The 12,000-nt window shown below is 58.6% G+C and carries 9 protein-coding genes; 7 read left to right on the top strand and 2 right to left on the bottom strand.

Annotated elements, in window-relative coordinates; translation table 11 throughout:
- The first annotated feature begins 11 nt into the window (after nt 1-11).
- The 4 genes from RI103_RS35465 (at nt 12) to RI103_RS35450 (ending at nt 3,552) form a co-directional block, all read left to right on the top strand.
- Nucleotides 12-164 carry a hypothetical protein gene (locus tag RI103_RS35465; protein ID WP_310819399.1) on the top strand — a complete coding sequence of 51 codons (153 nt, stop codon included), beginning with the start codon at nt 12-14 and terminating at the stop codon, nt 162-164.
- Between the two features lie 57 nt (nt 165-221).
- Nucleotides 222-1,217 (top strand): 2-hydroxyacid dehydrogenase, encoded by a 996-nt coding sequence (locus RI103_RS35460; RefSeq protein ID WP_310818730.1) that lies wholly within the window; start codon nt 222-224, stop codon nt 1,215-1,217.
- A gap of 203 nt (nt 1,218-1,420) precedes the next feature.
- On the top strand, nt 1,421-1,819 hold the full coding sequence (locus tag RI103_RS35455) for a hypothetical protein (RefSeq protein ID WP_310818729.1): 399 nt from the start codon (nt 1,421-1,423) through the stop codon (nt 1,817-1,819).
- Between the two features lie 575 nt (nt 1,820-2,394).
- Nucleotides 2,395-3,552, top strand: coding sequence for a BamA/TamA family outer membrane protein (locus RI103_RS35450; RefSeq protein ID WP_310818728.1), 1,158 nt, complete (start codon nt 2,395-2,397; stop codon nt 3,550-3,552).
- Nucleotides 3,553-3,606: 54 nt separating this feature from the next.
- On the opposite strand, the gene RI103_RS35445 is transcribed toward RI103_RS35450, so the two are convergent.
- A complete protein-coding gene (locus RI103_RS35445; RefSeq protein WP_310818727.1) occupies nt 3,607-4,620 on the bottom strand; it encodes a hypothetical protein in 1,014 nt (337 codons plus the stop codon).
- A gap of 1,258 nt (nt 4,621-5,878) precedes the next feature.
- Between RI103_RS35445 and RI103_RS35440 the strand changes: the two genes are divergently transcribed.
- The 3 genes from RI103_RS35440 (at nt 5,879) to RI103_RS35430 (ending at nt 8,847) form a co-directional block, all read left to right on the top strand.
- Nucleotides 5,879-7,387 carry a DUF3300 domain-containing protein gene (locus tag RI103_RS35440; protein ID WP_409077069.1) on the top strand — a complete coding sequence of 503 codons (1,509 nt, stop codon included), beginning with the start codon at nt 5,879-5,881 and terminating at the stop codon, nt 7,385-7,387.
- Nucleotides 7,388-7,398: 11 nt separating this feature from the next.
- Nucleotides 7,399-8,316 carry a DUF2950 domain-containing protein gene (locus RI103_RS35435; RefSeq protein WP_310818725.1) on the top strand — a complete coding sequence of 306 codons (918 nt, stop codon included), beginning with the start codon at nt 7,399-7,401 and terminating at the stop codon, nt 8,314-8,316.
- A gap of 273 nt (nt 8,317-8,589) precedes the next feature.
- Nucleotides 8,590-8,847, top strand: coding sequence for a hypothetical protein (locus RI103_RS35430; protein ID WP_310819383.1), 258 nt, complete (start codon nt 8,590-8,592; stop codon nt 8,845-8,847).
- A 356-nt stretch (nt 8,848-9,203) separates the two neighbouring features.
- Here the strand turns inward: RI103_RS35430 and RI103_RS35425 are convergent, their stop codons facing one another.
- The gene (locus RI103_RS35425; protein WP_310818724.1) at nt 9,204-11,480 is read right to left on the bottom strand and encodes an SdiA-regulated domain-containing protein; all 2,277 of its coding nucleotides are present in this window, start codon (nt 11,478-11,480) and stop codon (nt 9,204-9,206) included.
- Nucleotides 11,481-12,000 lie beyond the last annotated feature (520 nt).

Genomic DNA, 12,000 nt, shown 5'->3' with positions numbered 1-12,000 from the left:
GGGCGGCATGGATGCAGTCAGAACCTTCGTCAAAAGTCGGCCGCCTTGCCAATCGCGCCGCGTCGACGGATCAGCCCGACATCATGTACGCGATGATTTTTCCGTCGATGACGATCGTCAGGGTGCTGTTCGTACAGATCGCCATAGCGATTGCAGCCGGCTAATCGTGTCCGTGCCGCGGGCGAATGAACTTGGGACTACGGATCCCGAAGGAGTCCATCATGAAAGTGGCGATATTCAGTTCGACGCGCTACGAACGTCGGTATCTCGACGGGGCCAACAAAAGCGGCGAGCACCAGTTGCATTACTTCGACGTGGCGCTGGAGATGGACACAGTCGGTCTCGCCGCTGGCTTCGGCGCCGTCTGCATCTTCGTCAACGACACGGCGGACGCGCAAGTACTGGACGCGCTGCACAAGGGTGGCACACGTCTGCTCGCGTTGCGCTGCACGGGCTTCAATAACGTCGATCTGGAGGCTGCGGCAAGGGTCGGCATAAAGGTGACGCGCGTCGTGACGTATTCGCCGAACTCCGTGGCGGAGCACGCGGTAGCACTTCTGCTCGCGATCAACCGCAAGGTGCATCGTGCCTACAATCGCACCCGCGATTCGAACTTTTCGCTTGACGGTCTTACCGGCTTCGACCTTTGCGGCAAGACGGTTGCGGTGGTCGGAACGGGCAAGATTGGCCGCGTGTTCGCGAAGATCATGCTCGGCTTCGGCTGCAGGGTTATCGGTTTCGATCCCCAACCCTCGGCGGAATTTGAGGCGCTCGGTCTGAGCTATGCGAAGCAGGGCGAGATTGGGGAGAAAGCCGACATTATTTCGCTGCATTGTCCGCTCACCCCTACGACACACCACATCATCAATTCGGAAACGCTCAAGCGCGCGAAGCCGGGCGCGATACTGATCAACACGAGCCGGGGCGGGCTGCTTCACACGGAGGCCGCGATCGACGCGTTGAAGACCGGGCAGCTCGGCGGGCTTGGAATCGACGTGTACGAACAGGAGGGCAGTCTCTTTTTTCGCGATCTTTCCAGCGAGATCATCACCGATGACGTCTTTCAACGCCTCGTGTCGTTTCCGAACGTTATCGTGACTGGACATCAGGCCTATCTGACGCACGAGGCATTGACAACCATCTGCGAGACCACACTCGAAAGCGTCGCGGCGTTCGAAAAGAATCAGCCGTTGCAGAACGAGGTGACGGTCGGATAGAGCGTGTGCCAACGTACGCCGAGCCCTGGCGTGCGAAGGCGCGTGGCGCACTCGATATGCAGCGCGAGAACCCGGAGTAATTCGGGTTTGCACGTGATGTCGCCGTTGCCGTAGTCGTCGCAGCGATGGTGGAGTAGCATTCGTTTCGTCCTACGACGCGGCAGCCGAAGTTTCCTACAGCTACGTCGACTCTGGAGAGGCTCATGACAGATATCGCACTTGCACGCAAAGATGCCTGCCTCGCAGTGGTTCAGGCGGTATTGACGGACTTGATTGACGACAGCAATCTAGTCGACGCGGCTCTACGTGTTGCGGATTACCTGGCAGATGATCTTGAAGGGAAGATCACCGAGACCGACGCCATACTACTTGCTGTTGAGGCACTAACCAAAGTCAATCGAGCGATTCGTGAGTGGTCCGACGTGGACGGCAACTCAATGGACGCGATGAGAGTCGCAGACTTTGTCATCGATGAACAAAGGCAGGGGTACGACCGCGCAACCAATCCACGTGAATCGACTTCGTCCGCGGCAAGAATCAAGGCGCGATCGGCCGCAGTGATTCGGCCAATGGGATCCCCGGTGCGGCCCGTTCACCACTGAGGCGTGAGCCTTGCCAATGCGCGCAGGAGTTCCCGCGGCGGAAAACCGAGAGCGGATGCGTCCACTTCCTGGCGGTCGACGGCGCGGTTCGTCTTCGATCGTCAAGATCTGCGGCATTTCCCACATTTTATTTCCTTCTTCGCGTCCCATTTGGTGCCTCCGTCGGGGCGGCCGTGCGCCTGCAGCCTTGTGGGAAATTTAGTTCCCCGCGCTTTAGCCTGACGAGAGGTCGAACGGCAAAGACATCTCGAGCGTGTCTGCCGAATCACGCAGTAAGCCACCCTCGTGGCCGGTTGCGCCGAGGCTCTTTTATGAAGAAGCCTTTGGAAGCTGGCTAGGCACGGTAGCGGCGCGCTATAAGATCAGCGTTCGGACGCTATGGGAGATCAGCGTTGTGGAGGAGATGTCTCTTTGGCCGCCCGGAGGGCAGTGGTCATGAGGCGTCGTTCGGCACCTTCCTTGGCGAGACCTTCGGGCGTCCGGTTCACCCACAAAACAGCAGTTCCATTGACGAGGATGGTGCGCCATCTGCCGCTGCCATCGTGTGCTGTTGGGCCCAGCGCAGGAGGTCATTTATGAGGCGTCGTCATCCGGTGTCGTTGTTAGCGAGACTGATTGCCGCCATTTTTACGGCAGCGATAGTGGTGTCCTGCAACGCGTGCGCTGACGAACAGCCGCTCAGTTTCACCGATCCCGAAGATGGGCGACTGGACATGAGCGACTTCCTTCTCAAACACAAAGGCGCGCTGCCAGTACCCATTGTGATCACCGAACCGGCCGTCGGGTATGGCTTGGGGCTCGGATTGCTGTTCTTTTCCGGCCCACTGACCGGCACGGACTCTGAACCTACGGACGATCGCGGACACCGAGTGCCCCCGAACGTCACTGCACTGGGCGGCCTCTATACCGCGAACGGTACGTGGGCGACAGCCGTCGGCCACTTTCACACTTGGGACAAAGACCGGTATCGTTACCTCGGTGCGCTGGCGAAGGTCGATGCTCATCTGGACTACTTTGGTCCGTCCGGTCAGCCAAGGGCCTATACCCTGCAGGGTGCCGCGTTGCTCCAGCAGTTCCTCGTGCGCATCGGGGACAGCCGCTGGTATGGCGGTGTGCGTTATGTCTTTTTCGACTCTTCATCCACCTTCACGGGCGGCAGCGTTCCAGTTGAACTGGGAAACTTCCAGAAGAACCAGCGGATCGCCGCTGGGAGCCTCATCCTGGACTATGATTCACGCGACAACATTTTCTATCCCGCCGCAGGCAGTTTTGCGGAGTTCGAGACGCAGTTCGCGCGCCCAGGATTCGGCGGCACCCAAAATTACAACGTATACGCTGCACGTGGCTTCACCTGGATACCCCTGTCGCATACGCTGATCCTTGGCCTGCGTGTGGACACAAAATTTTCGACAGGCGACATTCCGTTTTATGCGCAGCCATACGTTGATCTGCGGGGCGTGCAGAAGGGACGGTACCAGGACCGTAATGCGATCACGACCGAGGCGGAGTTGCGCTGGGACGTGACGCCCAGGTGGTCACTGCTCGGCTTTACTGGTGTGGGTAAGGCTTACGGACGGTCGCAGAGCTTTTCTGCGACACAAAACATACAAAGCGTGGGGGCGGGGTTCCGTTATCTGATCGCTCGCAAGCTGGGCGTGTCCATCGGCATTGACGTCGCTCACAGCAAAGACCAGAACGCGTTCTATATTCAGGTCGGCAGCGCATGGCGCTGAGTCGAACTGCGCATCAATCTCTGGTCATGGTCTCCTCCGCTGCTTCTTTCAATCTTAAAAGGCGCGCATTGCCGCGTCGATATTCAATCCACCTGGCGGCAGGTCCGAGCGGTTAAAGCGTACTAGCGCGAATGCGCGCGTCTCAGGTGTGGGGCCGGGAATGCGCGCAAAGTGAAATTCAATTTCGCGCCCGCCTTGCGCATTGCTCTCCTGGACCACATTCATCATGTCGATGCGGATTTTCCGGTTCTTGATGTAGGCGTACTCGGACGGCTTGCTAAATACCTCGCATATGCCTTTGAGCCCGAGTTCGATGATGTCCGTCGGAACTCTGAGCGCGGCGAGACTTTGTGAGTTTTCCGCCATCTGCGCCTGCACGCGCGTGAGTTCTTCCGATTGGGCGGTTGCGCCGCCGCCCACGACGGATCGAATCCCCGTGCCTTGGCGATGCAGCAAATCGACACGCTCCTGCATCAACTCGCGCCCTCGCGCAAGAAGTTTCGCACGATCGGTCGCCAGCCGGGAGAGCCCTTCGAGCGCGAATTGATCGATCAACCGGCGCACGATCTCCTGCCGCAGACCCAACTCCGTGCGCCCGCATATCCTCACCCGATGATCACTGAAGCACAAGGTAGTCTGCGCGACGTCATGACGGACCGTGTCGCCATCCAGCACAACGCCGAGCACATGTCGCTCGGTCAATGCCATTCCGAGCGTGCCGTAGACATTCACCGCGTCGGGATTCCGTTCGAAAAAGGCGCGCACCTCGTCGGAGTGGCCGAATGCCCGCGCGATATCGTCCGGCGTCGCAAAGAATGCACGCAGGCAAGGATTGCTGGACCACGCATCGGAATTCGCTTCGAGCGTTGCGGGTAGCGAGGCGATTAACTGGTCCGCATAGTGAAGCGTTGCCGCGACGGGCCGTTTCAGACGATGCCGGTAACGGATCGCCATTTTCAGCCGCGGATGAATGGCGAGTATGCGCTCGACCGCTTCATCGATGCGCGCGGCATCCATCGGCGAAACGTGGACTCGCTCGCGATGGAACAGCCAGTTCAACAGGCCCATTATCGAACTCTCCCATGACCAACCACCCGTCAAACATAGTCCACCGCGGACGGGGAATGCAGTACGGGTGCCAACTGCGTCGTACATTCCAGTTGTACATCGAAAATGCGGCCCTCTGTTGTTATAGATCAGGGACCTGCTTGAACGCGTCGAATCGCGTGAAAGGCGGCGCAAATTCTTCGACGGCCATCCTGCCGACGAGCACCGCGGGCAAGCCTTCAGCCTTCCAGAACACCTTTCGCTCTCCTGTTCCGGCGCGCCTTGAAGCACCGTCTCGACGGAACCGTCCATTCGCGGTGGGGACAATGGCTCGACATGGTCCATGTGCCGGCCTCTGCGTGTCGGCGACCGGCGACACATGGTCCGTTGAGATTTCAAGGACCTGGGTGAACTGGCGTTCCCAAATCGCGGATCTGGCCAGATAGGCTTGGCACGATTCATGCCACAGTCGTCCCTGATAGTCGAGACCGCTAGTTCTGCAATCGTTGACTGCGCCAACTTTTCGACCAGCTCATAAAGCCAAAGTCCTATTGTGGTAACGCGTCAGTACAACTATTTTTAATTTGCACCGTGCCGTCTCGCGCGTGTCTGCCGAATCTGGTGGTCGCAGCCGTAGCCGCTTTCTGCGCATGAAGGACCGGCATGTCCGTGGGCAAGAGTCCGAGATGCATCCCGGTGCGACTCTTACGCTCCGCGGGGCACGCTATTCGACACGACAAGCTTGAGTGCGGGAGCGGTATTCACGTACCCAAAGAAAACTGCCGTGCGCTATCTAGAACGGAGGGCTGCTTGCCGCGGCCGAAACCTGCAAGGGTTTTCTCACCCTCGCAATTCCGGAGACGCAAAATGGGCACGGAGGCATTTAACCTTGGGGTTCACACCGAGACTTTCTCTCCCTCTGATTATGGAGCACCAGGATGAGCATGGAAAACGGCGAGATTCGGCGCTAATTCTGAGCAGGCAACCGCACGGATACAGGGATGGGACGATTGCCGAGTCCTTCTCATGCACCCACGCCATGCCGGTATAGCGGCATTTCAATACCCGGCTGCCGCGCACCACGCTGACCGCTCTTCCGATAGAGATCAATTCGCCGCCTCACAAATCGAACAGGGAAGTTGCCATGACGATATGGATTGCACGACTGTTGAGTGCCAGCCTCGTCGTCAGTTTGTTGATAGGCTGTCAAAAGCAACAGGATCAGCAGACTCCGGCAGCCTCGGCGGCAGCCCAACTGTCTGCCCCAGCCGCGGCTGCGATACCCGCAGCGCCACTTCCGGCCTCGGCAGCACCGGCCTCGGCAGTTCCGGCTTCTGAAGCGCAGCCCCAGGCGCGGCAATACCCTCCCGAGGAACTCGAGGCGCTGGTTGCGCCGATCGCACTCTATCCCGATTCACTGCTGTCTCAGGTCCTCATGGCGTCGACGTATCCGCTCGAAGTCGTGCATGCCGCACGCTGGATCAAGGAGCATGCGAACCTCAAGGGCGACGCTGCAGTGAAAGCGGCGCAAGATCAGCAGTGGGATGTCAGCGTGAAGTCCCTGGTCGCGTTTCCTCAAGTGCTGCTGCCGATGAACGACAAGCTCGACTGGACCCAGAGACTCGGGGATGCATTCCTCGCCCAGGAAAAGGATGTGCTTGCCGCCGTGCAGCGATTGAGGGTTCGCGCTCAACAAGCTGGAAACCTGACAACGAACCCACAGCAGAAGGTGATAGTCGAAGCGCCGCCAGCCGGGCGCCCAGGTGGACAACCTGTTCAAGGTGGACAAGCGGCCCCAACGCCCCAGACCATCGTGCGCATCGAACCGGCCGACCCGCAGGTCATCTACGTGCCCTCCTACAATCCAACGACCGTCTATGGCGGATGGAGCGCCCCGGCCTACCCGCCGACGTACTGGCCACCACCTCCGGCGTACTACCCGGGTGCTGCCCTCGCGAGCGGATTCGCGTGGGGTTTGGGTATCGCCGCTGCCGGCGCGATCTTCAGCGATTGCAACTGGAACAACGGCGACGTCAACGTCAACGTCAACAGGGCCACGAACATCGACCGCAACTTCGACCGCACCAAGGTGGAGGGCGGCAAGTGGCAGCATGACGCGCAGCACCGTCAAGGCGTCGCCTATCGTGACAATGCAACACGCGACAAGTACTCGCGGAGCGCACAGGGAGCCGACTCGCGACGTGACTATCGCGGACGCACCGACGCCACTGCTGGGCGCACCCGCCCGGCCGACAGGAGCGCGACTGGCAACCCGGGAGCCGGCAACCGCACGGGACGCGCGAATAACGCGAATGTTGCGAACCGTGGCGGTGGTGCGAATACTGCAGGTTTGGGCAATCGGGCCAACACGTCCGAGCGTGGCGGTGCAGCCGGCAATCGCGCACAAACTGGCAACCGCAACTCCGCTGCCGGCAACCGTGCACAAACGGCAAACCGCAACGCCACTGCCGGCAATCGCGCGCAAGCGTCCAACCCCGGTGTCGCGGCGGGTAATCGCGCCCAGACATCAAATCGAAGCGCGGCAACGAACAATCGCACCCAGGCGCCCGCTCGCGTCGGTGCAACGAGCGCCCAGGCCGGATCCAGGGGCGGCGGCTACTCAGGCGGTGGGCGCGACACGGCATTCCAGGGCGTCGGTGGAGGCGCTGCTGCCCAACGTGACTACAATCGCGGGCGGGCGAGCGTGCAGTCCTCGGGCATTAACCGTGCCGCTAGTGGAGGCGCGCGCGGGGGTGGCGGGGCCCGCGGCGGCGGTGGGCGGCGTTGAGGAGAACGACCATGAAGGGACTACCACGTATCAGGATCGCCCTCGCCAGGTCCGGAAGCTGGGTGACTGTTCTACTGGCCTTCGGCCTTGCGTCGATGCCGGCTATGAGCGCGCAGAAGTTCTTCCAGACACCCGAAGCAGCCATGAACGCCTTCGGAACGGCCGTGGCCAACAACGACCAGCAAGAGCTGAGGGCTTTGCTCGGTGCCGATTTCCGCCAGGTGATTCCTCCTGTGGGCGCGGAGATCCGGGACAAGTTCCTGAGCGAGTGGCAGACGTCCCATTCGATTCAGCCGATCGACAACGACGACGCCCGGATCGCAGTGGGCACTGAAGGCTGGACGCTTCCCATACCGCTTTTAAAGACGTCACAAGGCTGGCGATTCGACATGCGCGCAGGCGCCGATGAAATGCGTGTTCGCCGTATCGGACGAAACGAGCTCGCAGTGATCCAGACGATGCTTGCAATCTGCGATGCTCAACGGGAATACGTGTCGACATATCACGACGGCAGGAACCTCTACCTCTATGCGGACAAATTCGAAAGTAGCCCGGGAAAGCACGACGGACTCTACTGGCCCACCACCGCCCCCGACGAGGCACCGAGCCCCCTTGGGCCAGCCTTCATGAGTGCAGGCGCACGCAATGCGGCGCAGTCCGGCTACTATGGCTATCACTATAAGCTGCTCCGCGCCCAAGGTCCCAATGCGCCAGGCGGCGCGTACGATTACATGGTGAATGGTCGGCTATACGGTGGCTTTGCCGTCATTGCGTGGCCAGCCCGTTACGGCGCTACAGGCATCAAGAGCTTCACGGTGAGCCATGACGGGCAGGTATATGAACGCGACCTCGGTCGGGACAGCGCGAAGAAGGCTGAGGCGATGACGTCGTTCAATCCAGGGCCGGGATGGGATAAGGTGTCTCCTTGAATTCGCGCGTTGCCGCCGGAACAGGGAATCCAAGAAGGTTTGCCAGAGGAAGCGCGAGGCAAGGAATAAGCGTTGAATCGTCATGACACTGGGCCCATTGAATTGTTGCTCAGTGATTGCGAGTCGTCGTTGGCGAACGTCACTCAGATGCGCTGTAGATGCGAGCTGCCAATAGCTGCGTGTTCAAAAGAAGTGCGCGGCTTGGAGCAGTCTTTTTTTGCAACCGGCGAGAACCGCCGCGATGTCTGTAGTCCCTCCAGCGGAGGTCACACCATGTCTAAATGGGACCGTCTATCCACCGGCCTTGTAATCGCAATGATTCTAACGGCTTCGACCGGAATGTCATGGGCGACGGAGCAAGCGCAACAACGCCGCGCCGGGCGTGATGTTCGTCAAGATACTCGTCAGGGCGCGCGACACAACAAGCAGGATTGCCGCGCCGCCAATCAGCAAAGCAACTCGCAATGCCGGCAGGATAAGCGTCACACCAAGCAGGGAGGGCGACAGGCGGCCCGAGACATCAAGTATTGATGTCGGGGCGGATGCGTCATGTTCGAACCGCGCGTCGTGTCGACACTGCGGATGATTCATAAAATCAGGCATTTCGCCGGTCTCATCGTTGTGACTTTCGTGTCAATAGGGTCGCTGGCTTCGGATGCCGCCATCTCACCTGTCGGCGATGCTGGAGAGTGAGCGTTCGAATGAGACGCGGGATATGCGCTGGTACGGTGGTGATGGTGCGTGAAACCCGGAGCTTGCGCCAGCGCGTCAGACTGGACGGATCAATCGGCGGCAGCGTCTGCAGGTCCGTCTCGCCGGTGAATATGCGCCATGAAACGACAAAGCCCCTGCCATTTTGGTCAGGGGCTTTGTCAAAGCTACGGTTTTTACTTGCCGGGACTACCGACCGAACCGCCAGAAGCATCACCCGGTTCAGCATAGCTGCTAATAGTGTCACCGACCGCTGCCGATTGGTAGATCGGATTGGCCGTCCCCGAAGTCGGAACCCACACGGCTGAATGACCGTCCGTGGCCTTGGTGCCCGTGCCCGGGAATACCGAACCCGCGTGGTTGGCCGCCTTAATCAACGTCGGATCCGAGCCCGGAACTGAAGGAATGGTGACCGTACTACCGTCGCCCTGGGCTACGCTCAGAGCAGGGCCATAGTTCAGAGCCGCTGCAACTTTGCCCGAGGCATCGTAAACGATTACGGCGTCACCACCTCCAAGACCGATCAGGTTTGCCGGATCATTGTTCATGTTCTCCATTGCCAGAACCTGGACGTCCGGAGCGACATTCCACGACTTGTAGAAAGCCTTGTCGTTCACGCCCGGAATACCCGGCATGGTGATGATGCGTTCGCCCGGTTGGATAACCGTACCTGCGGGGAATGGAGCCGTGTTGTTCAGATCCGTTGCCGATGCATGATTGTCACCCCAGACCCAACCAGTCAGGTCAACAGGATTCGAGCCATAGTTATACAGTTCGAAAAAGTCCTGCTTGCTAGGCTTGGTCGGATTGTCCGTGGGGAGAGGGCCAAGTGCATTCGAGTTCACTTCCGTGATCATGATCGACGGCATTTGATTGCCACCCGCTCCGGTCGTGAACGTCTGTGTGACTTGCGGGGCAGGATTGCCATACAGGTCAGTAACAACGCCCTTGCTCAAAGTCACCGTGTACTTGGTGTTGAGCTGAAGATTCGACTTCAGCGTCACAAGCATCTTCGTACCGTTGAACCGAACCTGCGATGCGTCGTTCACGTCGATCTGACGGGAATCCGAACCACCCGAAATTTCGATATTGCCGGTGCCAGCGATAACCGACTCATTGAACACCATCGTGTCCATATTGCCGCTGATGCCGACCGCACCGTTAGCGGGGGACATGCTGTCCAGGCTTGGAGCCGTAGTATCCGAGACGCCGATTGTGGCGAAGGAGAGCGCCGTCTGATCTTTAACAGCGGCCATCCCCTTGAACGTGTTGGCCGGGTACGTAATGCTGTACGTCGTCTTGGCCTGGAGGTAGTACTTGGGATGGATCTTGACCGTGTTGCCTTCAAACGTGATTTGCGTCGGATCGGATACGTCGATCTCGCGGGTATCGGAACCGTTCGAAAGGGTGATCTTGCCCGAGCCTGCGGCCGCCGCCTTGTCGAAAGTCAGGAACAGGTTCGAACCCACGCCCACATTCGAGGCGTTGGTCGTCGGCGTGAAGATCGTGATCCCGGGTTTCGACGGGCCTGCCGCCTGTTCACCCGCCAGATAGATGGTGCCGTCATTGCCCATGGTCACACCCTCATTCTGGCCTTTGGGGTCCATATTGAGGAAGCTCTTGATATGGCCTTGGCGATCCAGTTTTTCGACTTTGCCGTCCGGGGCGCTCGTGATCAGGAAATCGCCATAGTCAGGTGCGGAGGCCTGAAGCACATTCGACAGCGCATACACGTCGTTGAAGTCTGACAGACCGGTAACTTTATCTTCGTTCGGGAACAGAGGTGTCGGATTGTCCGTGTTAGCGGTCATGGGCTGGCCCGCCGAGTCAGTCGCGGTAGTAAAGCCCGGATCAGTCTTGAACAGGAATATGCTTTCCGGCTGGGTCTGGCGGGCACCGAAGAAGCCACCCGTCATCGCATCATACGATACGCCTTCGATGCCGATGTTGCCCACGGTCGTGCCGGTCTTGATCGACCGGACCTGACCACGGCTTAGCGTACCGCCCGGAACATAGGTGAAGAGGTCGATCTGTCGAAGGCGTTCTTCGACCAAAACCATTTTGCCGCCGCCGATATAGGTAATGCCTTCAGTATCTTCGAAGTCGCCCGGATTCAGGGCCATCGAATCCAGGACCTTGCCATTAAGGTCCGTGTGCACGACAGCGGTCGCACCATCACCGATGACATACAGATCCTTCTTCGTGTCGGTGTCGAAAGCGATACCCGAAGCTTCGTCACCCAGCAGATTTTGGGGATTATTCTGATCCTGCTGAGGAAGCGGGATCATCGTCTTCTGCGTGTAATTGTTCAGGTCGTAAGTGGCCGAGGGATCCACAAAGCTGAGGATAGGATGACCCTGAGCGCCGCCTTGATAGAGAGCGGGGCTAATCGATCCGCCACACGCAGCGAGAATGGCGGCGGGGATCAAACTGGCTATGACAGTCTTCTTCATTTGAGTTATAGGTCAATAAAGATTTGGACAAATTCGTTACAGGCTGAAAATCGTAGGCTCATGACATGCGCTGTTTGGAGCGGCCCCACGTATCTGAGGACACAAAGACTCTCTTAAAATAAGGGATAGTCTTGTGCCTATCAATAAGCCTAGGGTTTTCATGATTCTTGTAAGAATTTGGAAGGGGGATGAAAACCCGGCGATTCTGTCGGCCGTGTGTTTAGTTTTTGTGACACGAAAGCATTTCCGATCGTCTTTTCTTAAAATCAATATATATACACGACCTGATATGAGGTTGATCGGGTCATTAAATCGCTCCGTTCTTCCGATAATGCGCTGCCAGTGTCCGTTAAAAATGCTCCGGGCGTGATTGGGAAGATATGCAAAAAAATTTTGACGTCTTTGCATGGCCTGTATTCGTTCTTAGATGAATCGCGTCGGCCATTTCATGCGCGCAATCGTTTGCGTTATCGGCCCCGGCAGTCAGAAATAATAGATAGCCGGTTCTGAACAATTCGTT

The sequence above is a fragment of the Paraburkholderia sp. FT54 genome, assembly GCF_031585635.1.
GTDB lineage: Bacteria > Pseudomonadota > Gammaproteobacteria > Burkholderiales > Burkholderiaceae > Paraburkholderia.
Note: the sequence above shows the minus strand (reverse complement) of the source record. Positions and strands in the feature narration are given on the sequence as shown.